The following is a 22,306-nucleotide window of genomic DNA, read 5'->3' on the forward strand; positions in this document are numbered from 1 at the left end:
ATCCGCCGCTGGCGAAAACCTTCATGGATGGATACGTCGCCGTAAACGATTTGTAGCAATAAGGGTCTATGGGCGACCGGCGCAAATTGTTGATCTTTCGTGCGCCTCCAATCTATTGATATCTATCTCTCACCACCACTTCCCACCCCCAGGAGTGCGACGTGCGGAGATCCCGTCTTGCCACCCTCGCCCTGACCCTGGCCGCCTCGCTCGGCGTCACGCTGACGCTGGGCGCCGCCCCCGCCCAAGCGGCCGCGACCGATCGCTACGTCGCTCTCGGCGACTCGTACGCCTCCGGCGTCGGCGCCGACAGCTACACCTCCGAGAGCGGGTCCTGCCTGCGCAGCACCAACGCCTACCCGGCGCTCTACAACACCAACATCAGGCCCGCCTCGTACCGCTCGGTCGCCTGCTCCGGCGCGACCACCACGGACGTCATCAACAACCAGCTCTCCGCGCTCTCCTCGACCACCACGCTGGTCAGTGTCACGATCGGCGGCAACGACGTCGGTTTCGCCAGCATCATGAGCACCTGCGTGCTCCAGGGTGAGACCCAGTGCGTGGCCGCGGTCCAGGCCGCCGAGGACAAGGCCCGCACCCAGCTGCCCGGCAAGCTGGCCAACGTCTACAACGGCATCAGGAGCCGGGCCCCGTCGGCCCGGGTCGTGGTGGTCGGCTACCCGGTCTTCTACCAGCTGGGCACGGTCTGCGTCGGTCTCAGCGCCACCTCGCGAGCCAAGATCAACGAGGGGATCAACCTCGTCGACGACATCACCCGCACGGCCGCCACCTCGGCCGGCTTCACGTTCGCCGACGTCCGGTCGATCTTCGTCGGCCACCAGCTGTGCAGCTACGGCGAGAAGTGGCTGCACGCGTTGAACTACCTGAACCTCACCGTCTCGTACCACCCGACGGCCGCGGGGCAGTCCGGCGGCTACTACCCGGTCTTCCGCTCCGCCGCGGGCTGATCCGGCACGGTCACGTCCGGGGCGGGCCCTGGCCTGCCCCGGACATCCGTCGTTGTCGGACCCCGCCGCTAGCCTGCGGTCCTGTCGATGTGGACGGCGAGCGGAGGACCGGATGGGGACCTGGGCGGCGGGGCCGTTCGACAACGACACGGCGGCGGACTGGTCCGGCGACCTCGACGAGGCCGCGCCGGAGGAGCGTCCGGCCCTCGTGGAGCGGGCCCTGCGCACGGTCCTCGACGAGCCGGACCACCTCGACTCGGACCTCGGCGTCGAGGCGGTGGCCGCGGCCGCGGTGGTCGTCGCCCACCTGCCCGGCGCGTTCCCCGTCGACTCGCCCTACGCACCGGACTTCCTGACCGCCGGCACCCGGCTCGACCTGCCCGAGCGGCTGCGACCGCTGGCCGTGCGCGCGCTGGACCGGGTGGTCGCCGACGACTCCGAGCTGGCGGAGCTGTGGGCCGAGGCGGGGGAGCCGAACGAGTTCCTGGTCGAGGTGGCCCGGCTCCGCGCCGCCCTCGTCGCCTCGGCCTGAGCGCCTCGGCGGCCGCTCAGGCCGGCAGCACCTTCTCGACGGTGGCGCGCAGTTCGGGGGAGTCCGGGGTCACCGTCGGGGCGAAGCGGGCGGCCACCGTGCCGTCCGGCGCGACGAGGAACTTCTCGAAGTTCCACCGCACGTCCCCGGTGTGCCCCTCGGCGTCCGGGGTGGACACCAGCTCGGCGTAAAGCGGGTGCCGGTGCGGCCCGTTGACGTCGACCTTCTCGGTGAGCGGGAAGGTCACGCCGTAGTTCACCTGGCAGAAGTCCTCGATCTCCGCGGCCGTGCCGGGCTCCTGGCCGGCGAACTGGTTGCACGGCACGCCGAGCACGGTCAGGCCCCGGGCCGCGTACTCGTCGGCGAGCGCCTGGAGGCCGGCGTACTGCGGAGTGAGGCCGCACCGGGAGGCGACGTTGACCACCAGCAGGGCGCGGCCGCGGTAGCGCCCGAGGTCGGCGGGGCCGCCGGCGAGGGCGTCGATCTGCACGTCGAAAACCGTCATGGGACGAGGCTACGGGGTTGCCCGTCCCGTCCGGCGGCGGACCCGAGGAATCGATGTATCTACATCTTGACGAAGTGGTGACGCGTGAGTAGCGTCTCAGCATCCAATCTGGAAAGTTTCCTAACTGTTTGGGGAGACGCCGTATGAAGAGATCGCTCCGCCGGGCCCTCTGGGCCACCGGCGCCGTGGTCGCGCTCGCGGTCGCGGCGGTGCCGATGGCGACCGCCTCCGCCGCGGGCAGCGTCACCGCCACGTTCACCAAGGTGCAGGACTGGGGGACCGGTCACGAGGCGAAGGTGACCATCACCAACGGCACCAGCGCCAGCGTCGACACCTGGCGCATCGAGTTCGATCTGCCCGCGGGCACCACCATCAGCAGCTTCTGGGACGCCGACGTCACCAGCAGCGGCAACCACTACGTGGCCGTCAAGAAGAGCTGGGCCGGCCCGCTCGCCGCGGGCGCCAGCTTCAGCTGGGGCTACAACGGCACCGGGGCGTACAAGGCGCCGCTGAACTGCACGGTCAACGGCGCGTCCTGCTCCGGCGGCACTCCTCCGACGACGACCCCGCCGACCACGACGCCGCCCCCCACCACCACTCCGCCCACCACGACCCCGCCGACGACCACCCCGCCGACCACGCCTCCGCCCACCACGACCCCGCCCAGCGGAGGCAAGAAGGTGGTCGGCTACTTCGCGGAGTGGGGCGTCTACGGCCGCAACTACCACGTGAAGAACATCCACACGAGCGGGTCCGCGGCCAAGCTCACCCACATCCTGTACGCCTTCGGCAACACCACCGGCGGCCGGTGCAGCATCGGTGACAGCTATGCCGACTACGACAAGGCGTACACCGCGGCGGACAGCGTCGACGGTGTGGCCGACACCTGGGACCAGCCCCTGCGCGGCAGCTTCAACCAGCTGCGCAAGCTGAAGAAGATGTACCCGAACCTGAAGGTGCTCTGGTCCTTCGGCGGCTGGACCTGGTCGGCCGGCTTCACCCAGGCCGCGCAGAACCCGGCCGCGTTCGCCGACTCCTGCTACGCGCTGGTCAAGGACCCGCGCTGGGCGGACGTCTTCGACGGCATCGACGTCGACTGGGAGTACCCGAACGCCTGCGGCCTCCAGTGCGACAGCAGCGGCCCGAACGCGTTCAAGAACGTGGTCAGCGCGCTGCGCAGCAAGTTCGGCGCGAACTTCCTGGTCACCTCGGCGATCACCGCCGACGGCAGCAACGGCGGCAAGATCGACGCGACCGACTACGCCGGCGCGACGCCGTACCTCAACTGGCTCATGCCGATGACGTACGACTACTTCGGCGCCTTCAACGCCCAGGGGCCGACCGCGCCGCACTCCCCGCTCTACTCGTACACCGGTATCCCGCAGCAGGGCTTCTGGTCGGACGCGGCGATCCAGAAGCTCAAGTCCAAGGGCGTGCCGTCGGACAAGCTGCTGCTCGGCATCGGCTTCTACGGCCGGGGCTGGACCGGCGTGACCCAGACCGCCCCCGGCGGCACCGCGACCGGCCCGGCGCCCGGCACCTACGAGCAGGGCATCGAGGACTACAAGGTGCTCAAGAACAGCTGCCCGGCCACCGGCACGGTCGGCGGCACCGCCTACGCCAAGTGCGGCAGCAACTGGTGGAGCTACGACACCCCGGCGACCATCGGCGGCAAGATGACCTACGCGAAGAACCAGGGCCTCGGTGGCGCGTTCTTCTGGGAGCTCTCCGGTGACACCAGCAACGGTGAGCTGATCGGCGCCATCAAGGGCGGTCTCGGCTGAGCCGAGGGCCGACGCACCACCCACCCGGCGGGGAGGGGCCGCACCGGCCCCTCCCCGCACGGTGTCCGTTCCGGTACGGATGCGGACGCGGACCGCGCGCCGTTCTGGCCGGCCGGGGGCGATCCGGGCGAGGATGGGGAGGTCGTCGAGGGCCGGTGGCGGCCGCCACCGGTGGCCCGGGGCCGGTATGCGATGACGTCGATGTGACAGACTCGCCGCTCGGCATGTCCCGATGTCCGCGCCGATGGAAGGGGACCGATGGGCCTGACGCACCCGAGGGCGGTGGCCGGCGCGGCCCTGCTCGCGCTCCTGCCGGTCACGCTGGCCGGCTGCGGCCTCGGCGGCGGGGACGACGCCCCGGCCAGCCCGGCCAGCCAGTCCCAGCGGGCGCCGGCCGAGGAGGCGGCGGCCAAGAGCCGGGAGCGCGTCCAGGCGTACCTGGACGCGATGGCGGCCAAGGACACCGACGCCGGGCGCAGCCAGCTCTGCGCGCCCATGCAGGCCGCCTTCGACGCCGCCGCCACCGGCCCGAACGGCGACTTCGCCGATCACTTCACGGTCCCGCAGGCCACCATCACCGACGTCCGGTCCGGCCCGCACGGCGAGGAGGTGAGCACGTCGATCACGGTGGCCGTCGGGGCCCGCAAGGCCACCCGGTCGCTGCTGTTCACGGTCACCCGCACCGGCGCCGACTGGTGCATCGCCGGCGAGGCGCCGGGCGGCAACACCCCGGAGCCGGGGATCACGCCCTGACCCCGCACCCGCCCCGACCTGCGGCGGTTCCGGAGTGTGTCGGTGATCTCCCAACCACCGGAACCGTCCCCCTCGGCGGCGGGCCGCCCCGGCGGTCGCCGTACGCTTTCCCCCATGCGCCATGAGTGGCATCAGCTGAGTCACCCCGCCGTGGGCAGCCCGGGCCTCCAGACCAGTCGTCCGACCGCCGACTCCGCCGAGGACGCGGCCCTCGGCCTGGACCGCTGGCGGGAGCTCCCGCGCGCGCAGACCCCGCCCTGGCCGGACCAGGAGCAGGTCGCCGAGGTCTGCAAGGTCCTGGACACGGTGCCGTCCGTGGTCGCCCCCTACGAGGTCGACCAGCTCCGGCAGCGGCTGGCCCTGGTCTGCGAGGGCAAGGCGTTCCTGCTCCAGGGCGGCGACTGCGCGGAGACCTTCGCCGACAACACCGAGAGCCACCTGCTGGCCAACGCCCGCACCCTGCTCCAGATGGCGATCGTGCTGACGTACGGCGCGTCGCTGCCGGTGGTCAAGGTGGCCCGGGTCGCCGGCCAGTACACCAAGCCCCGGTCGCTGCCGACCGACGCGCGCGGCCTGCCGGCCTACCGCGGCGACATGATCAACTCGCTGGAGGCCACGCCGGAGGCGCGGGTCGCCGACCCTCAGCGCATGATCCGGGCATACGCCAACTCGGCCGCCGCCATGAACATGCTCCGCGCGTACCTGGCCGGTGGGCTGGCCGACCTGCACGCGGTGCACGACTGGAACAAGGGCTTCGTCAAGCAGTCGCCGGCCGGCGAGCGCTACGAGGCCATCGCCCGGGAGATCGACCGGGCGCTGGCCTTCATCCGGGCCTGCGGGATGACCGACGACGAGGCGCTGCGCACGGTCACCCTCTACTGCTCGCACGAGGCGCTGGCGCTGGAGTACGACCGGGCGCTCACCCGGATCTCCGGCAGCCGGGCGTACGGCCTGTCCGGGCACTTCCTGTGGATCGGCGAGCGGACCCGGCAGCTCGACGGGGCGCACATCGACTTCATCTCCCGGATCGCCAACCCGATCGGGGTCAAGCTCGGCCCGACCACCACCCCGGACGAGGCCATCGAGCTCTGCGAGAAGCTCAACCCGGACAACATCCCCGGACGGCTCACCCTGATCAGCCGGATGGGCAACCACCGGGTCCGGGACGCCCTGCCCCCGATCGTCGCCAAGGTCACCGCCGCCGGCGCCAAGGTCGTCTGGCAGTGCGACCCGATGCACGGCAACACCCACGAGTCCTCGAACGGCTACAAGACCCGGCACTTCGACCGGATCGTCGACGAGGTGCTCGGCTACTTCGAGGTGCACCGCGGCCTGGAGACCCACCCGGGCGGCCTGCACGTCGAGCTGACCGGCGAGGACGTCACCGAGTGCCTCGGCGGCGCCCAGGGCATCGAGGACCTCGACCTGCCCGACCGGTACGAAACCGCCTGCGACCCGCGACTGAACACCCAGCAGTCGCTGGAGCTGGCCTTCCTTGTGGCGGAGATGCTCCGTGGCTGACGCGAGGAGTGAGCTTGCGAGCCCCGCAGTCGGCAGCCGAAAGGATCATCGTGGCTGACTTCATCGATCTTCGTTCGGACACCGTGACCCGGCCCACGGCCGGGATGCGGGAGGCGATGGCCACCGCCGAGGTGGGCGACGACGTCTACGCCGAGGACCCGACGGTAACCGCGCTGGAGGCCGAGGTCGCCGCGCTCTTCGGGCACGAGGCGGCGCTGTTCGCCCCGACCGGCTCGATGGCCAACCAGATCGCCCTCCAGCTCGTCGTCCCGCCCGGCGACGAGCTGCTCTGCGACGCCGACGCGCACGTGGTCACGTACGAGATCGGCGCGGCGGCCGCGTACGGCGGGATCTCCTCGCGGACCTGGCCGGCGGTCGGCGCGGAGATCGACCCCGAGGTGGTGGCCGGGATGGTCCGGCCGGACGGCTACTTCGCGGTGCCGACCCGGGCCATCGCCGTCGAGCAGACCCACAACCGCGGCGGCGGCGGGGTGATCCCGCTGGCGACCCTGCGCGAGCTGCGCCGGGTCGCCGACGACCACCGGCTCGCGCTGCACTGCGACGGCGCCCGGATCTGGCACGCGCACGTGGCCGACGGGGTGCCGCTGGCCGAGTACGGGGCGCTGTTCGACACCCTCTCGGTCTGCCTCTCCAAGGGCCTCGGCGCCCCGGTGGGTTCGCTGGTGGTCGGCAGCGCCGAGAAGATCGCCCGGGCGCGGTTCGTCCGCAAGCGGATGGGCGGCGGAATGCGGCAGGTCGGCATCCTGGCCGCCGCCGGCCGGTACGCGCTGGCCCACCACGTCGAGCGGCTCGCCGAAGACCACGCCAAGGCCGCGCGGCTGGCCGAGGCGGTCGCCCCGTACGGGGTGCTTGCGACGGTGGTGCGGACCAACATCGTCCCGCTCGACCTGGCCAAGCACCCGCTCGACGCGCCCGCCCTGGCGGCCGCCGCCCGGGAGCGGGGCCTGCTGATCTCGGTGCTCGGCCCGCGCACGGCCCGCCTGGTCACCCACATGGACGTGTCGAACGACCAGATCGACCGGGCCGCCGAAACCCTGACCACCATCCTCCGCGCCTGACCCGCGGTCCCGCCCCCTGGCCTCGTTGATCAAGAAGTTTGCGTCGTCCACGACGCGGATCCCGACGCAAATTTCTTGATCAACCCCGGGGTGCCGGGGTGCCGGGGTGCCCGGCCCACGGGCCGGGGTGGGTGGCTCAGGGGTGGAGGCGCTTCAGGGTGGCGATGTCTGCGGCGTGGCCTACGTGCTTCTCGGTGGGCGTTTCCACCAGGACGGGGACGCCGGCGGTGGCGGGGTGGCGCATCAGCTCGGCGAACGCCGGCTCGCCGATGCTGCCCTTGCCGATGCTCTCGTGCCGGTCCCGGGTGGAGCCGCACAGGTCCTTCGAGTCGTTCGCGTGCACCAGCTTCAGCCGGTCGGCGCCCACCGCGGCGACCAGCGCGTCCAGCGTGGCGGTCATCCCGCCCTCGGTGGCCAGGTCGTGCCCGGCCGCCCAGGCGTGGCAGGTGTCGAAGCAGACGCCCATCATGGGGTGCCGGTCCACCGCGTCCAGGTAGGGGCCCAGGTGCTCGACCCGCGAGGCCAGCGACCGGCCACCCCCGGCGCTCGGCTCGACCAGCAGCATCGGCCCGCCGGTGGCCGCGGTCTCGTCCAGCAGCGGGAGCAGGGCCGCGCGGACCTGCCGCATGGCCGCCTCGGCGTGGCCCGCGTCGACGGCGCTGCCGGCGTGGAACACCACGGCCTCGGCGCCGATGGCCCGGCCCCGGCGCAGCGCGTGCGCCAGGGTCTCCGCCGACCGCTCGACCGTGGCCGGGGTGGGGGAGCCGAGGTTGACCAGCAGCGAGGCGTGGATGAAGACGGGCAGGCCGCGCTCGCCGCAGCCGTCCCGGAACAGCGTGTCCTGCTTCGGGTCGCCCGCCGGCAGCGCCCAGCCCCGCGAGTTGGAGACGTAGACCTGCACCGCCTCGGAGGCGGCCGCGTCGGCGTAGGGCAGCGCCGCCTTGGCCAGGCCCCCGGAGGTGGGGGTGTGCGAGCCGACCCGCCGCCGCCCGCTCCGCTCGCTCACAGGCAGGTCACCGTGACCGTGGTGCCCGGCGGCACCGGGGTGTTCTCGCCCGGGTTCTGGAAGCGGGCCACCCCGTTGGGGTTGAGCTGGATGTTGACCGGGAAGCCCTGGCTCTCCAGCACCTGCTTGGCCTGCTGGCAGGGCAGGTCGACGACGCGGGGGACGGGCACCTGGGCCGGGCCCTTGCTGACGTCCAGCTTGACCTGGGCGCCCTTCTCCACGCCGGTGCCGTCCGCCGGGCTCTGGCCGAGGATCTCGTCCCTCGGCTTGTCGGAGTCCTTGTACGTCTCCACCGGGGTCAGCCCGAGCTGGCCGAGGATGGTGCGGGCGTCGGTGAGGCTCTTGCCCACCAGGTTCGGCACGCTCACCGGGGCGCGGCCCTTGCTCAGGATCACCGTCACCTTCGTGCCCGGTTTGACCACCGTGCCCACCTTCGGGTCGGTGGCCAGCACCACCCCGGCCGGCAGCGCGTCGTCGTAGCGGGAGCTGCCCTTGACCGGCGCCAGCTTGGCGTCGGCCAGCTCGGCCCGGGCCAGTTCGAAGTCCTTGCCCACCACGTCCGGCACCGGCAGCCGCTCCGGGCCGAGCGACAGGGTCAGGGTGATCGTGCCGCCCTTGACGATCCGGGTGGCGGAGACCGGGTCCTGGCCCAGCACCGTGTCCTTGGGGATCTTCTCGTCGTAACGGGGCTCGGCGTAGCGCAGGACGAAGCCGCCCCGGGTGGCCTGCGCCTCCGCCTCGGCCTTGCTCAGGCTCATCAGCTGCGGGGCGACCGTGTAGCGGCCCACCCCGACCCACCAGCCGCCCACGGCGGCCACCAGGCCGAGCACCACGGCCGCCGCGGCGACCGCCAGCCGGCCGCGCGGCGAGCCCATCACCCGGGTACGCAGCCCGGCGAGCCGGGCGCCCAGGCCCTCGTCCTCGACGGCGCGGCGGCGGTGCGTGCGCTGGCCGCCGCCACCCTCGGGCAGCCGGGCCCAGGCGGGGCGCTCGGCCGGGCGGACCGCCGCCACCACCATGGTGGGCTGCGCGATAACGGCCGTCTCGTCGCCCATCTGCCGCAGCACCGCGGTGTGCGAGTTGGCGTCGCTCAGCTCGTCCCGGGCGGCCTGCACCTCGGTCAGCAGCGCGCCGGCGTCGGCCGGGCGGGCGGCCGGGTCGCGCCGGGTGGCCCGGGCGACCAGCGCGTCGAGGACCCGGGGCAGCGCCGGCACCAGGGTCGACGGGGCCGGCACGTCGCGGTCGACGTGCTGCCAGGCGACCTCGACCGGGCGGTCGCCGTCGTAGGGCACCCGGCCGGTGAGCATCTCGAACAGCACGATGCCGGCGGAGTAGACGTCGGTGCGCGGGTCCGCGTGGCCCTGGGTGACCAGCTCCGGCGCCACGTACGCCACGGTGGCCATGAGCTGGTTGCCGTTCTCCTCCTCGGCGCTGGCCTCGACCGCGCGGGCCAGCCCGAAGTCGGCCACCTTGACCACGCTGTCCACCAGGCTGGTGGTGCCGCCGGTGGGCGCCTCGGCGACCAGCACGTTCTCCGGCTTGACGTCGCGGTGCACGAGGCCGGCCCGGTGCGCGGCGGCGATCGCGGCGAGCATCTGCTCGGCGATGGCCAGCGCCTCCTCCGGGGTGAGCCGGCGCCGCTCGGCGAGCACGTCGCGCAGGGTGCGACCGCGCACGTACTCCATCACGAGGTAGGGGAGGCCCGCGTGGCTGCCCTGGTCGTAGACCGCCACCACGTTGGGGTGGGTGAGTCGGGCGATGGTCTTCGCCTCGTCGGTGAAGCGTTCGACGAAGCCGGCCATCCGGGCCCGGGCCTCGGGCGCCTGCGTCGGGTGAATGATCTTGACCGCCACGGTGCGCTCCAGGCGCTCGTCGGTGGCGGTGTACACGGTCGCCATGCCGCCACGGGCCACGCGACCGCGAATGCGGTAGCGCCCGTCGATCAGCGAGCCCAGCAACGTGTCGGCGACCTGTGTGTCCATCGGCAGGCAGTCTATGTGTCGGGAGGGTGAAGGTTGAACAGGATGCTACAGCCGGGCTGCGACGGGGGTGGACCGGCGCACGCGCCGGGCGGGGTACGGGGTGCCGCCGACCGGCCCGGGCGGGCACGTGGCAGGGTGGTCGGGTGACCGATTCCGTACCCGCCCAGGCCGCCGCCACCGGCGCCGACCTGCCCGGACCGACCGACCCGGCCGGCTGGCTGACCCTCCCGGACGTGGCCGAGCGCCTCGACCTGTCGATCAGCAAGGTGCACCAGATGATCCGCGACCGGGAACTGCTCGCGGTGCGCCGCGACGGCGTCCGCCGGATCCCGGCCGACCTGGTGGCCAACCACACCGTGCTCAAGCACCTGCCCGGCGTGCTCAACCTGCTCGCCGACGCCGGGTACGACGACGAGGAGGCGCTGCGCTGGCTCTACCAGGAGGACCCCACCCTCCCCGGTACGACGCCGGCCGCCGCCCTCGGCGGCGACCAGGCCCGCGAGGTCAAGCGCCGCGCCCAGGCCCTCGGCTTCTGACCGGCCCACCCCCACCTCGTCGATCATGAGGTTGGTGGCACACTCGGAGATCCACTTCGCCGTCAACCTCATGATCGACCGTGGCGGGCCTGGTGGCGGCGGACGACGCCGGCCCTGAAGGAGTCAGTCGGTGCGGCGGGTGGCGGCGATGGCCAGGTCGACGAGGGACTGGCGGGCCTCGGTGTCGAGGTCGACCGTGGTGAGGGCCGCGAGGGCGCTCTCGGTGAGGGCGGTGATCCGGCGTTCGGTGCGGTCCAGGGCTCCGCTCGCCGTGATCAGCTCGCGGAGGCGGGCCACCCCGGCGGCGTCCAGGTCCGGGTCGCCGAGGCCGCCGAGCAGCAGCTCGCGGCCGGCGTCGTCGAGCGTCTCGAGGGCCGCCGCCACCAGGTACGTCCGCTTGCCCTCGCGCAGGTCGTCGCCGGCCGGCTTGCCGGTGCGCTCGGGGTCGCCGAACACCCCCAGCACGTCGTCGCGGAGCTGGAACGCCTCGCCCAGCGGCAGCCCGTACGCCGAGTAGGCGGCGTGCACCTCGGCCGGCGCGTCGGCCAGCGCGGCGCCGAGCAGCAGCGGCCGCTCGACGGTGTACTTCGCCGACTTGTAGCGGGCCACCTTGCCGGCCCGCTCCAGCGAGGTGTCCCCGGTGGCCTGGGTCAGCACGTCCAGGTACTGCCCGACGGTCACCTCGGTGCGCATCTCGTCGAAGATCGGCCGGGCGCGGGCCACCGTGCGCGGGTCCAGGCCGGCGGAGTGCAGCACCTCGTCGGACCAGACCAGGCACAGGTCGCCCAGCAGGATCGCCGCGGCGTCGCCGAACCCGTCCGGGTCACCGCTCCAGCCGGCCGCGCGGTGCCGGGCGGCGAACCGCCGGTGCACCGCCGGCTCGCCCCGGCGGGTGTCCGAGCGGTCCATCAGGTCGTCGTGGATCAGGGCGCTGGCCTGCACGAACTCCAGCGCGGCCAGGGCGGCGACCACCTGGTCGGAGTCGACCCCGCCGGCACCCCGGTAGCCCCAGTAGCCGAAGGCCGGGCGCAGCCGCTTCCCGCCGCCCAGCACGAACGCCTCGATCGTCTCGGCGACGGGCGCCAGGCCGTCGTCGACGGCCGTCAGCCAGCCGCGCTGGCCGGCGAGGAACTCGGTGAGGGCCTTGTCGATCCGCTGGCGGAGACCGGCGCGGTCGACGGGGGACACGGGAGCAGCGTGGGTCACGCCGACGACGCTAGCCGGTCCCCGCCGGTCGTGTCCGATCGCCGTCCCGGCGCGCCGCGCGGGGCGTCGACCCGGGCGCCCGCGCCCGCGCCGCCCCGGGCCCGCCGGGGGCGCGACCGGCGGGTGCGGGCGGGCCGCCGCGACCGGTCCCGCGTGGCGCCGGGCGGCCGGCCCGGGCGGGTGCGCGGCCGGCCACCGGCACACCCCGGCGAGCCGGCCGGCCGCCCGGGGCGAGCCGGCGGCTGCGCGCGGCGGCCTCGGCGAGCAGGTCGCCCGGCACCCCGAGGACCACCGCCAGCCAGCCGGACCAGAAGTCACCGGGGAGCCGCCGCTGCCGCTCCCACCGGGACACCTCGTGCCGGGTCAGGGTCGGCACGCCGGCGGCGGCGCACAGCTCGGCGGCGACCCGCTGCTGGCTCCAGCCGCGGGCCGCCCGAAGCTCGGCCAGGAGCGGCCCGAGCGGGCGCGGGCCGGGTGGTGGGGACGGGGTCATCGGTCCTCCGGAGGCGACGGCGCGGGCGGCGACGCGGACGCCCCGGCGGTGCCGGGCCGACGCGTCGCCGATCGTGGCGACCCCCGCGCGGCCCCCCGGACCGGCCACCGGCCGGCCCCACCGCGCTGCCCCCTTCCTACCCCCGGGGTACGACGCTCCGCCGCGCTCGTGCTCGCGGGCTGGGAAGATCCTGGGTCGGACCGGACCGGCCGGTTACAGTCGGTCCGTGGCGCTCGGTCTCCCCTCGGTCCTCCCCAACCCCCAGCCGGCCATCGGCGAGCTGATCCGCGACGGCCGGCCCACCTTCTCCTTCGAGTTCTTCCCGCCGAAGACCCCGCAGGGGGAGCGCCTGCTCTGGCAGGCCATCCGCGAGCTGGAGTCGCTGCGCCCGTCGTTCGTCTCGATCACCTACGGCGCGGGCGGCTCGACCCGGGACACCACGGTCGCGGTGACCGAGCGGATCGCCACCGAGACCACCCTGCTGCCGATGGCGCATCTCACCGCGGTCGACCACTCGGTCGCCGAGCTGCGGCACGTGATCGGCCGGCTCGCGTCGGTCGGGGTGCGCAACGTGCTGGCCGTGCGCGGCGACCCGCCGGGCAACCCGGGCGGTGAGTGGATCGAGCACCCGGAGGGCGTGCGGTACGCCGAGGATCTGGTCCGGCTGGTCCGGGACTCCGGCGACTTCAGCGTCGGGGTGGCCGCCTTCCCGTACAAGCACCCGCGCTCGCCCGACGTGGCCAGCGACACCGCGCACTTCGTCCGCAAGTGCCGGGCCGGGGCCGAGTTCGCGATCACCCAGATGTTCTTCGACGCCGACGACTACCTGCGGCTGCGCGACCGGGTGGCGGCCGCCGGCTGCGACACCCCGATCCTGGCCGGGGTGATGCCGGTGACGCAGATCGGCACCATCGAGCGGTCCGTGCAGCTCTCCGGCGCGCCGTTCCCGCCGGCCCTCGCCGAGCGGTTCGCCGAGGTGGCCGACGACCCGGAGGCGGTCCGCCGGCTCGGCATCGAGCAGGCCAGCGAGATGTGCGCGAAGCTGCTGGACGAGGGCGTGCCGGGGATCCACTTCATCACCCTCAACCGGTCCACCGCCACCCGGGAGGTCTGGCAGCGGCTGCGGGCCGACGCGCGGGTGTGACGACCCGGCGCACGACACCCGCGCCGCCCTTCTACGGTTGATCCGTGGTGGGCACACAGCTGAACTGGGACCAGTACGCGACCGCCTGGGCGCGGCTGCACGGCGGCTTCGACCCCCGGGTGGCCGCGCCGGTGGTCCGCGCCTGGCTGCGCTTCGCCTACCACGTGGGCTACATCCTGGGCCGGCTGCGGATCGGCCCGACCCCGGTGACCGTGGTCGGGGTGCTGCTCTGCGTCTGCGTACCCCTGCTGGTGGGGCGGGCCGGCGACGGGCCGTTCCTGGGCGCCCTGTTCGTGCTGCTGGCCGCGGTGGCGGACAGCGTCGACGGCGCGGTGGCGGTGGCCACCAACCGCACCACCCGGCTCGGCTACGTTTACGACTCGGTGGCCGACCGCCTCGGGGAGGCCGCCTGGCTGACCGCGTTCTGGCTGCTCGGCGCGCCCGGCGCGCTGGTCGCCGCGGCCGGCGGCCTGTCCTGGCTGCACGAGTACGTGCGGGCCCGGGCGGTCTCCGCCGGGATGCGGGAGATCGGTGCGGTGACCGTGGGGGAGCGCCCCACCCGGGTCTGCGTGGCCCTGTTCGGGCTGCTGGTCGCCGGGCTCGCCGGGCTGCTCGACGCCGACCTGTCCGCGGGCACCATCACGATGGCCACCACGGTCTGGGTGCTGCTGGCCGGCTTCGGCCTCGGCCAACTGCTCTCCGCCGTGCGCCGTGCCCTGATCGACGCCGACTGACCCCTCGCCCTACCAGGCCGGGCCGATGGCGTCGGCGACGATCTCCGCCGACAGGGTGACCATGGGGAGCCCGCCGCCGGGGTGGCTGGAGCCGCCGACCAGCCAGAGCCCCGCCGCCGGCCCCCGGTTGGCCGGGCGGAGCAGCCCGCCCGCGGTGCCGTAGATCGCCCCGCCCGGCGCGCCGGTCGCCGCGTCCAGGTCGGCCGGGGTGCGGATCTCCCGGAACACCAGCCGGTCCCGCACGTCCACGCCCCGCTCGGCGAGCACGTCGAGGATCCGGTCGGCGTACGCCTCGGCCAGCCCCGGCCGCCGCCAGTCGACCGCGCCCGCGGCCGTGCCGTGCCGTGCCGCGTTGACCAGCACGAACCACGCCTCGTGCCCCTCGGGGCGGACCGCCGGGTCGTCGGCCACCGTGACGAAGACGGTCGGGTCGGGCGCCGGCCGGGCCCGGACGCCCCGCCCCGGGTCGCCGAAGACCGCGTCGAACTCGGCGTCGTTGTCGCGCGGGAAGAAGACGGTGTGGTGGGCCAGCCCGGAGTCGCCGCGGACGCCCAGCAGCAGCACGAATCCGGCCAGGCTGCGGTCGGTGAGCGCGGCCAGCCGGCGCGGGGTGGGCAGCAGGTCCCGGTAGACGGTGAGCGCGTCGACGTTGGCCACCACCACGTCGGCGGGGACGGGAGCGGCCACGCCGGCCAGGCGTACGCCGTGCACCCGGCCGCCGGCCGCGTCGATGCGGGTGACGGTGGCGCCGGTCCGCACCACCACGCCGAGGTCCAGGCAGCGCGACAGCAGCGCGTCGGCCAGGGTGCCCAGCCCGCCGCGCAGATACCAGCCGCCGTACGCCAGTTCGGCGTAGGGGACGGCGACCAGCGCGGCCGGCGCGCGGCGCGGGTCGGCGCCGGTGTAGGTGGCGTACCGGTCGAGCAGCATCCGCAGCCGCGGGTCGGACAGGTGCCGGCGGCCCAGCCCGCGCAGGCTGCGGCCGGGGCCGATGGCGGCGAGGTCGCCCAGCCGCCAGGCCAGCGCGGCCAGGTCGCGCGGGGAGTCGACGGTGCGGCGCAGCACGTCCCGGTGGGAGGCCGCCCACACCCGGCCGGCCCGCTGCCAGAGCCGCTGCCAGTCGGCGGCGGCCCGGTCGCCGAGCGCCGCGCCGATCCGGGCGGTGAACTCGGCCGGGTCGGCGCAGGAGTCGAGGGCGGGTCCGCCGTCGGGGAAGACGTGCCGGACGATCGGGTCCAGCGGCACGAGGTCCAGGTATTCGTCGAGCTTCGCGCCGGTCGCCTCGAACAGGTCATGGAACACCTGCGGCAGGGTGACCAGGCTCGGCCCGGTGTCGAAGCGCCACGCCCCCTCGGGGGTGTCGTGCAGGTGCCGGCCGAGTTTCCCGCCGACGGTGTCGGCCCGTTCGAGGACGGTCACCTCGTGCCCGGTGACCGCCAGCCGGGCGGCGGTGGCCAGTCCGCCCACGCCGGCGCCGATGACCACGATCCGCGCCATGCCGCCCCCTCCTAGCTGACCGGGCGACCCCGCCAGGTGAGCCGGCGTCGCTTCCGCAGATGGTACGACCGCAGGGTCAGCCAACCGAGGACCACGACCGACACGGGGTGTGCCAGCGCGTCGGGCCAGGCCCGCCCGCCGGTGGCGCGGGCGCTGACCGCCCGCCCGGCGACGCCGAGCAGGTAGCCGGCCAGCGCGAGCCCGGCCGTCACCGGCGCGCCGGCCACCAGGGCACCGACCGCGACGAGCGGGGGAGCGGTGTAGAGCAGGAGCAGCAGGGTCACCACCACCGCGGCGGCGGCCGGGTGCCCGAACGAGGCCCAGAGCGACTTGGCGTAGCCGTCACGCAGTTGCGGCCAGCTCTCGTACATCCGGCAGGCGGCCAGCCGCGCGCCGTCGGCGAGGGCGATCCGGCCGCCGGACCGCTTCACCGCGCGGGCCAGCTCGATGTCCTCCAGGACCCGGTCGGCGACCGCCGCGTGCCCGCCGGCCCGCAGGTAGCCGGCCCGGTCCACGACCAGGAACTGCCCGCCCGCCGCGGCGAGGGACGGCCGCGGCGAGCGTTCCATCGCGCGCAGCGGCAGGAAGGTCAGCCACAACCACTGCAACAGCGGCTGCACGAGCCGGTCGGCCACCGTCCGCACCACGATCCGGGGGTACGGCGACAGCAGCGTCGCGCCCGCCGCGCGCAGTTCGGTCACCGCCGCCGCGACCGCGTACGGGGTGAGCACCACGTCGGCGTCGACGAAGGCCAGCACGGTCGGGGCCGGGTCGGTGCGGGTGGCGAGCTGCCAGCAGGCGTGCGGCTTGCCGAGCCAGCCGGGCGGCGGGGCGACCCCGGTGAGCAGGGTGACCCTCGGGTCGTCGCCGGCCACCGCGCGGACCACCTCGGCGGTGCCGTCGGTCGAGCCGTCGTCGAGCACCACGATCCGCAGCCGCGGCACGCCGCGCTGGGCGAGCAGCGCCCGCAGGCACGGGGTGACGCGGTCGGCCTCGTCGCGCAGCGGCAGCAGCACCGCCACCGACTCGGTGACCTCGACCGGGCCGGCGCCGGGGCGGCGCAGCCAGGCGGTGGCGTTGACCAGCGTGTGCGCGGTGAGCGCGGCCACCACCGCGACCACGACGAGCGCGGGGATCATGCCGGCGCGTCGACGCGGGGCGCCGGTTCCGCCGCACCGCGACCGGCCCCGTCCCGGCGGGCGCGCAGCAGCGTCACCGCCAGCGGCACGGCGGCCACCGCCATCCCGGCCGCGCCCCAGAGCGCCGAGGCGGGCAGCCGGAGGAAGACCGCGTGCGCCAGCACGCTGGAGGCGTACGTCCACAGGTAGAGCGCGAACATCGGGGCGTCCCGCCCGTCGGCGCGGTCGACGGCCGGCCCGGCGAGCGGGCGCAGCGCGGTCATGAGCAGCACCGCGAAGAGCAGCCAGCCCAGGTAGTTGCTGACCGGGATGCCGGGCAGGCCGGGCAGGGCCGGGGTGGCGTCCCGCCAGCGCCAGTAGCCCTCGGCCACCATCTGCGGGTCGAGGAAGAGGTCCCAGGCGGCCAGCCCGACCGCGGCGAGGGCGATCCGGGCCGGGCGGGAGCGGGTGAGCCGGACCGCCGTGAGCCAGGCCGGCCAGGCCATCCAGGTCCAGGCCAGCGGGATGATCAGCGGCACCCCGGCCAGCTTCGGGCCCAGCTCGCCGGAGTAGTCGTAGCTGCCGAACGGGAAGCCGGTGGCCACGCCGAGCGCCTCGATCGCGAAGCCGCCGCCGGTGGCCACGGCGACCAGCGCGAGCGCGGTGCGCGTACCCCGGCTGAGCAGGGCGTGCCCGACGGAGAGCAGCCAGCCGAGCACGACGGTGGCCACGGTGAGCCCGGCCCGGGTCGCGCCGCCGGTGAGCGGGTAGCAGATCTGGGCCAGGACCAGGACGGCCAGCAGCGCCCAGGGCAGCCGGCCCCGGCTCATGGCGTGTCCGGGGCGGGCGCGCCGCCGGGGCCGGGCGGGGGCAGCGGCAGGTCCCGGCCGAGCACGCCGAACGGCCGCTCGTCGCCGGGGAAGTGGAAGTGGCGCAGGATGTCGACGAAGCCGAACCGGCGGTAGAGCCGCCAGGCCCGGGACCGCTGCTCGTCGGCCTCCGGCGTGGAGAGCAGGGTGGTGCTCCCCTCGGCCATGGTGAGCAGGGCGCGCAGCTGGCCGGCGCCCAGGCCGTGCCCCTGCGCGGGCGGGCGGACGTGCAGCTCGACCACCTCGAAGCAGTGGGTCAGCCAGCGCTGCCGGGCCTCGCCGTCCAGCGCCCGGTGCACCTGGTCGTGCCACCACTGGCCGGCGGCGCCCAGGTAGCCGTAGCCGAAGCCGGCCAGGTGCCCCTCGGTGGTGAGGCTGGCGACGGCCCGGAAGCCGGGCCGGCGGACGTGGGTGGCGATGTAGCCGCGCCGGGCCTCCAGCAGGTCGGCGCGGTAGCCCATCGCCTCGCCGTAGACGGCCACCACGTCGTCCAGCCGCCGGACCAGATCGTCCGGCGTCCACCGCACCAACCTCATGCGTTCCCTCTCGCCGTCTCCGGGTCGCCCGCTGGGGCGGCCCACCCCAGCACCGTGCGGTCGCCGACCACGTCGCCCACCGCGAACCGCGCGAACAGTTCCTCCGCGTACCAGCCCTCGGTGGGGGTGCGGGTGATCGCGGCGCGGTGCTCCGGGTGACGGTACGCGAACGCGACCAGGTCCGCCGCGTCGCGCCACACGCTCACCGTGCCCTGCCAGCCCAGCGGGGCCTCACCGACGCCGAACCGGGCGAGCAGCCCGGGCGCGGCGTGCAGGGCGGCGGCGACCGGCGGGATCGCCCGCCAGAAGGTGACCGCCCGGCGGGCTCGCAGCCGGGCCCGGGTCAGTGCCAGCACCGGCCCGGTGACCCGCCCGCCGGACGGCTCGCCGAACGGCCGGCGGCCGGACCACTCGCCCCGGCTGGTCAGCGGGCGCAGCTCCACCCGGACGGCGGCCCGGGCCAGCCGGGCCCAGGAACGGCCGACCGGGGAGGCGTCGAAGCCGGCCGCCGCGGCGGGGGAGTCCCACACCACGAGGGCGGCCCACCGGGTCAGGTCGGTGTCGCCGGGGCCGAAGCCGGTGCCGGTCCCGGTGCCGAGCAGCTTGGCGAACCGGACACCGGGCATCCGGCGCAGCCGCGCCGGGTGGGTCGCCATCCGGGCCAGCGCCCGGGGGACGGCCGTCCGGGGGATGCGCCACACGTGCAGCGTGACGAGTTCGGGGGTCACGCCACCTCGGTCGGGGTGCCGGAGGTGAGCCGCAGCAGCTCCGCGTACGTGGTGGGGAAGACCGCCTGCGGCACGCCGCCGGCCGCCCACACCTCGTCGTACGCCGCCAGCGCGGTGTCCACGAGGGTGCGCAGCGGCTGCGGGTGGCCGACCGGGGCGACCCCGCCGATCACCTGCCCGGTGTGTCGCTTGACGAAGTCCGGGGTGGCCCGGCGCAGGTGGGTGACGCCGAGGGACGCGGCCAGCCCGGCGGTGTCCACCCGGTGCGCGCCGGAGGTGAGCACCAGCAGCGGCGCGTCGTCGGCGTCGAAGACGAGCGAGTTGGCGATGGCGCCGACCTCGACGCCGAGCGCCTCGGCCGCCGCGGCGGCGGTGTGCACGGCCTCGGGCAGCAGGCGGACCTGGCTCGGGCCGCCGGAACCGCCCCGCGCGCCCGCGTCGTCGAGCGCCCGCTGCACCGCCTGCACGTTCGGGTGTGGCTGCATGCCCCTCATTCTCCCCGGCCGCCCGGGCTCCGCTCGTCCACCCCGCCCGGGTGTCGGGGGACGGCGGCGGCGCGGGCGGTGATGAGCGCCTCGACGCCGTCGAGGATCCGGGCCAGGCCGAAGTCGAGGGCCTGGTCGGGGGTGTTCGGGTCGATGCCGCGCAGGGCGGCGTGCAGCGCCGGGAACCGCTCCTCCCGGCCGCGGACCAGGGCGTCGAAGGCGGCCTCGCGGCTCCCGCCCGGCGCGTCGTCCGGCGCCGCGTGCTGGGCCAGGTTGCGGGCGTGCCCGACCAGGAGCACCGCGACGTCGAGCTGCTCGGGGCCGGTCAGGCCGGTGCCGGCGAGGGCGGCGACCACCCGTTCCAGCCAGGCCAGCTCGTTCGGGCCGGGCAGCCGGGGGCCGACGGTCGCCGCGTGGGCCCACGGGTGCCGGCGGAACCGGTCGAACAGCTGCCGGGTCCAGTCGTCGAGCCGGCCGCGCCAGTCGGCGCCGGCCGGCGGTGCGGGGGGCTCGCCGACCGCCGCCTCCAGCATCAGCGCCACCAGTTCGGCGCGGCCGGGCACGTAGCGGTAGAGCGCCATCTTGGTGACGTCCAGCGACTCGGCGACCCGCTGCATGGTCAGCCCGTCGAGGCCGTCGGCGTCGGCGATGGTGATGCCGGCCCGGGCGATCGCGGCCAGCGTGAGGGTGGGGCGCGGCCCGCGCCGGGGGCCGGTCGGGGTGCCCCACAGCAGCTCGAACAGCCGGCGTTGGTCGACGCCACCGGTCTCCACGGTCACCCCTCTTGTCCTCGGATCGAAACTGTGTCTAGAGTACTCTGTATCCGAGGGACACAGTTTTGAAACGGGGGGAAGACATGCCCACTCCACTGCGCGGTTTCCGCGTGCTCGTCTCCGGCGCCGGGGTGGCCGGCCCGGCGGTGGCCTGGTGGCTGGCCCGGCACGGGGCCGAGGTCACCGTCGTCGAGGCCGCTCCCGCGCTGCGGACCAGCGGCTTCGCGGTCGACTTCCGCGGGCCGACCCACCTCGGCGTGCTCGCCGCCATGGGCGTGCTCGACGAGTTGCGCGCCGTGCAGACCCACGCCGGCGCGATGAGCCGGGTGGACGAGCACGACCGGGAGGTCTTCCGGCTGCCGGCCGAGTTCGCCGGCGGCGAGCTGGAGGTCCGCCGGCGGGACCTGTCCCGGATCCTCTACGAGCACGGCGCCGACCGGGTCGGGTACCTGTTCGGCGACCGGATCACGGCGCTCACCGAGACCGCCGACGGGGTGCGGGTCGACCTCGCCCGGGGCGCCTCCCGCACCGTCGACCTGGTGGTCGGGGCGGACGGGCTGCACTCCGGGGTGCGCCGGCTGGCGTTCGGGCCGGAGTCGGCGTACGTCGCCCACCTCGGCTACCACCTGGCCGGCTGGGACCTGCCCAACGACCTCGGGGCGGGCCCGGTCCCGCGGCAGTACAACGTGCCCGGCCGGATGGCCAGCGTGTCCGCCGACCAGCGCGAGCCGGACCGGGCCACCGCCCTCGTGGTGTTCGCCTCGCCCCGGCAGGACCACGACCGGCTCGACCTCGACCGGCAGAAGGCGCTGGTCGCCGACGCCTTCGCCGGGCTGGGCTGGCACGTGCCCCGGCTGCTGGCCGGCCTGCGGGACGCCCCCGAGCTCTACTTCGACGCGATCGCCCGGGTCAGCGTGCCCCGCTGGCACGCCGGCCGGGCGGTGCTGCTCGGCGACGCGGCCTGGGGCGTGACCCTCGGCGGGATGGGGGTGGGCACCGGCCTGGTCGGGGCGTACGTGCTCGCCGGCGAGCTGGCCCTGGCCGGCGGCGACCACCGGGTGGCGCTGCCCGCGTACGAGCGGCGGATGCGGGCCTACGCCGGCCGCTGGCAGCGCGGCGCCAGCCCCGGCCACTTCCTCGCCCCGGCCACCGGCTGGGGGCTGTGGCTGCGCGACCGGCTGCTGGCCACCCGCCCGGTCCAGTCGCTGCTGGTGCGCAGCACCGGGTCGCTGGCCACCGAGGCCGACCTGCCCGACTACGCGGCGCCGGTCTGAGCCGCCGCTCGGGAGCCGGGCCAGTTCGGGGTGGCCCGGACCCGGCCGGCGGCGTCCACCAGCAGGGCCGCGTACCCGTCCAGGGTGGCCAGCCAGTCCAGCGCGTCCGCGCCGCGGGCGACGGCCGCGGTGGCGTACACGTCGGCCCAGAGCAGCTCGGGGCCCACCACGGTGACCGACCGGACGGCCTCGGCCGGCCGCCCGGCGCGCGGGTCGGTGATGTGCGCGCCGCGCCGCGCCGTGCCCGACGTGGCGACCGCGCCGTGCGCGCGGGTGACGACGTCGAGCAGCCGCTCGGGGCGGTCCGGGTCCTCGATCCCGACCCGCCAGGCCGGCCGGCCCGGCGCGGTGCGCAGCAGCACGTCCCCGCCCGCGTTGAGGCACAGGTCGTGGCCGGGCAGCGCCAACCAGCGCGCGGCCCGCTCCACCGCCCACCCCTTGACCAGGCCGGACGGGTCGAAGCCGGTGCCCCCGCCGGGCAGCGGCAACCGCCGCGCGTCGAACCACCCGCCGGTGCGGACGCGGGCCGCCTCGCAGCGCTCGACCACCTCGCGCACCAGCGGCTCCGCGGCGGCCGGGTCGGGCATCGCCCCGCCGAGCCGGCCCAGCACGCTGTCCGGCCGGTACGTGCTGAACGTCGCGTCCACCGTGCGCAGCTCGGCGAAGACCCGCTCCACCCGCTCGGCCACCGCGTCGGTGCGTACCCCGGGGCCGCGCAGGTGCACGCTGACCGGCAGCCCCATCACCTGCGCCACCCAGGCGCGCCGGTCCGGTTCGGTCACG

General features: G+C 75.2%; 23 protein-coding genes. 10 read left to right on the forward strand and 13 right to left on the reverse strand.

Annotation, left to right across the window (positions count from 1 at the left end):
- Positions 1-161: 161 nt before the first annotated feature.
- Positions 162-968, forward strand: coding sequence for an SGNH/GDSL hydrolase family protein (locus IEY96_RS13180; protein ID WP_189195095.1), 807 nt, complete (start codon positions 162-164; stop codon positions 966-968).
- Between the two features lie 112 nt (positions 969-1,080).
- Positions 1,081-1,500: a DUF4259 domain-containing protein gene (locus IEY96_RS13185; RefSeq protein ID WP_189195096.1), complete on the forward strand. Its 420-nt coding sequence runs from the start codon at positions 1,081-1,083 to the stop codon at positions 1,498-1,500.
- 16 nt (positions 1,501-1,516) lie between these two features.
- Here the strand turns inward: IEY96_RS13185 and IEY96_RS13190 are convergent, their stop codons facing one another.
- Entirely contained in the window at positions 1,517-2,005 is a 489-nt protein-coding gene (locus IEY96_RS13190) for a glutathione peroxidase (RefSeq protein WP_189195097.1), read from the reverse strand.
- 143 nt (positions 2,006-2,148) lie between these two features.
- On the opposite strand from IEY96_RS13190, the gene IEY96_RS13195 reads away from it, so the two are divergent.
- The 4 genes from IEY96_RS13195 (at position 2,149) to IEY96_RS13210 (ending at position 7,142) form a co-directional block, all read left to right on the forward strand.
- Entirely contained in the window at positions 2,149-3,789 is a 1,641-nt protein-coding gene (locus IEY96_RS13195; protein ID WP_189195098.1) for a glycosyl hydrolase family 18 protein, read from the forward strand.
- A gap of 258 nt (positions 3,790-4,047) precedes the next feature.
- Entirely contained in the window at positions 4,048-4,542 is a 495-nt protein-coding gene (locus tag IEY96_RS13200) for a hypothetical protein (protein WP_189195099.1), read from the forward strand.
- A gap of 114 nt (positions 4,543-4,656) precedes the next feature.
- Entirely contained in the window at positions 4,657-6,063 is a 1,407-nt protein-coding gene (locus IEY96_RS13205; RefSeq protein ID WP_189195100.1) for a class II 3-deoxy-7-phosphoheptulonate synthase, read from the forward strand.
- Between the two features lie 50 nt (positions 6,064-6,113).
- Positions 6,114-7,142 (forward strand): threonine aldolase family protein, encoded by a 1,029-nt coding sequence (locus tag IEY96_RS13210; RefSeq protein ID WP_189195101.1) that lies wholly within the window; start codon positions 6,114-6,116, stop codon positions 7,140-7,142.
- 136 nt (positions 7,143-7,278) lie between these two features.
- On the opposite strand, the gene IEY96_RS13215 is transcribed toward IEY96_RS13210, so the two are convergent.
- The gene (locus tag IEY96_RS13215) at positions 7,279-8,148 is read right to left on the reverse strand and encodes a deoxyribonuclease IV (RefSeq protein WP_189195102.1); all 870 of its coding nucleotides are present in this window, start codon (positions 8,146-8,148) and stop codon (positions 7,279-7,281) included.
- A complete protein-coding gene (pknB, locus tag IEY96_RS13220; RefSeq protein ID WP_189195103.1) occupies positions 8,145-10,130 on the reverse strand; it encodes a Stk1 family PASTA domain-containing Ser/Thr kinase in 1,986 nt (661 codons plus the stop codon). Before pknB ends, IEY96_RS13215 begins: the two co-directional genes overlap by 4 nt.
- Positions 10,131-10,273: 143 nt before the next feature.
- On the opposite strand from pknB, the gene IEY96_RS13225 reads away from it, so the two are divergent.
- Positions 10,274-10,666 (forward strand): Rv2175c family DNA-binding protein, encoded by a 393-nt coding sequence (locus tag IEY96_RS13225; RefSeq protein ID WP_373293560.1) that lies wholly within the window; start codon positions 10,274-10,276, stop codon positions 10,664-10,666.
- A 123-nt stretch (positions 10,667-10,789) separates the two neighbouring features.
- Here IEY96_RS13225 and IEY96_RS13230 read toward each other — a convergent pair whose 3' ends face one another.
- Both IEY96_RS13230 and IEY96_RS13235 read right to left on the reverse strand, forming a co-directional pair.
- Positions 10,790-11,872: a polyprenyl synthetase family protein gene (locus IEY96_RS13230; protein ID WP_189195104.1), complete on the reverse strand. Its 1,083-nt coding sequence runs from the start codon at positions 11,870-11,872 to the stop codon at positions 10,790-10,792.
- Between the two features lie 10 nt (positions 11,873-11,882).
- Positions 11,883-12,365, reverse strand: coding sequence for a helix-turn-helix domain-containing protein (locus IEY96_RS13235; RefSeq protein WP_189195105.1), 483 nt, complete (start codon positions 12,363-12,365; stop codon positions 11,883-11,885).
- A gap of 226 nt (positions 12,366-12,591) precedes the next feature.
- Between IEY96_RS13235 and metF the strand changes: the two genes are divergently transcribed.
- A complete protein-coding gene (metF, locus tag IEY96_RS13240; RefSeq protein ID WP_189195106.1) occupies positions 12,592-13,509 on the forward strand; it encodes a methylenetetrahydrofolate reductase [NAD(P)H] in 918 nt (305 codons plus the stop codon).
- 44 nt (positions 13,510-13,553) lie between these two features.
- Positions 13,554-14,243, forward strand: a complete 690-nt coding sequence (locus IEY96_RS13245; protein ID WP_189195107.1) for a CDP-alcohol phosphatidyltransferase family protein — start codon at positions 13,554-13,556, stop codon at positions 14,241-14,243.
- Between the two features lie 9 nt (positions 14,244-14,252).
- On the opposite strand, the gene IEY96_RS13250 is transcribed toward IEY96_RS13245, so the two are convergent.
- The 7 genes from IEY96_RS13250 to IEY96_RS13280 are packed head-to-tail and all read right to left on the reverse strand — an operon-like array spanning position 14,253 to position 20,255.
- Positions 14,253-15,740 carry a phytoene desaturase family protein gene (locus IEY96_RS13250; RefSeq protein ID WP_189195108.1) on the reverse strand — a complete coding sequence of 496 codons (1,488 nt, stop codon included), beginning with the start codon at positions 15,738-15,740 and terminating at the stop codon, positions 14,253-14,255.
- An 11-nt stretch (positions 15,741-15,751) separates the two neighbouring features.
- On the reverse strand, positions 15,752-16,879 hold the full coding sequence (locus tag IEY96_RS13255; RefSeq protein WP_189195109.1) for a glycosyltransferase family 2 protein: 1,128 nt from the start codon (positions 16,877-16,879) through the stop codon (positions 15,752-15,754).
- Positions 16,876-17,688, reverse strand: a complete 813-nt coding sequence (locus IEY96_RS13260; RefSeq protein ID WP_189195110.1) for a carotenoid biosynthesis protein — start codon at positions 17,686-17,688, stop codon at positions 16,876-16,878. Before IEY96_RS13260 ends, IEY96_RS13255 begins: the two co-directional genes overlap by 4 nt.
- Complete coding sequence (locus IEY96_RS13265; protein ID WP_189195111.1) at positions 17,685-18,263, reverse strand: GNAT family N-acetyltransferase; 579 nt, start codon at positions 18,261-18,263, stop codon at positions 17,685-17,687. The genes IEY96_RS13260 and IEY96_RS13265 overlap by 4 nt, the downstream gene beginning before the upstream one ends.
- Positions 18,260-18,991: a monooxygenase gene (locus IEY96_RS13270; RefSeq protein ID WP_189195112.1), complete on the reverse strand. Its 732-nt coding sequence runs from the start codon at positions 18,989-18,991 to the stop codon at positions 18,260-18,262. The genes IEY96_RS13265 and IEY96_RS13270 overlap by 4 nt, the downstream gene beginning before the upstream one ends.
- Positions 18,988-19,476 carry a YbaK/EbsC family protein gene (locus IEY96_RS13275; RefSeq protein ID WP_189195113.1) on the reverse strand — a complete coding sequence of 163 codons (489 nt, stop codon included), beginning with the start codon at positions 19,474-19,476 and terminating at the stop codon, positions 18,988-18,990. Before IEY96_RS13275 ends, IEY96_RS13270 begins: the two co-directional genes overlap by 4 nt.
- Before the next feature lie 5 nt (positions 19,477-19,481).
- Positions 19,482-20,255 (reverse strand): TetR/AcrR family transcriptional regulator C-terminal domain-containing protein, encoded by a 774-nt coding sequence (locus tag IEY96_RS13280; protein WP_229791575.1) that lies wholly within the window; start codon positions 20,253-20,255, stop codon positions 19,482-19,484.
- A 77-nt stretch (positions 20,256-20,332) separates the two neighbouring features.
- Here IEY96_RS13280 and IEY96_RS13285 point away from each other — a divergent pair, with 77 nt between their 5' ends.
- A complete protein-coding gene (locus IEY96_RS13285) occupies positions 20,333-21,523 on the forward strand; it encodes an FAD-dependent monooxygenase (protein ID WP_189195114.1) in 1,191 nt (396 codons plus the stop codon).
- Here IEY96_RS13285 and IEY96_RS13290 read toward each other — a convergent pair.
- Positions 21,505-22,305, reverse strand: a complete 801-nt coding sequence (locus IEY96_RS13290; RefSeq protein WP_189195115.1) for an FAD:protein FMN transferase — start codon at positions 22,303-22,305, stop codon at positions 21,505-21,507. The genes IEY96_RS13285 and IEY96_RS13290 overlap by 19 nt on opposite strands.
- Position 22,306: the final 1 nt, after the last annotated feature.

Source organism: Micromonospora fulviviridis (assembly GCF_014648395.1).
In the GTDB taxonomy this organism is placed as follows: Bacteria; Actinomycetota; Actinomycetes; order Mycobacteriales; family Micromonosporaceae; genus Micromonospora; species Micromonospora fulviviridis.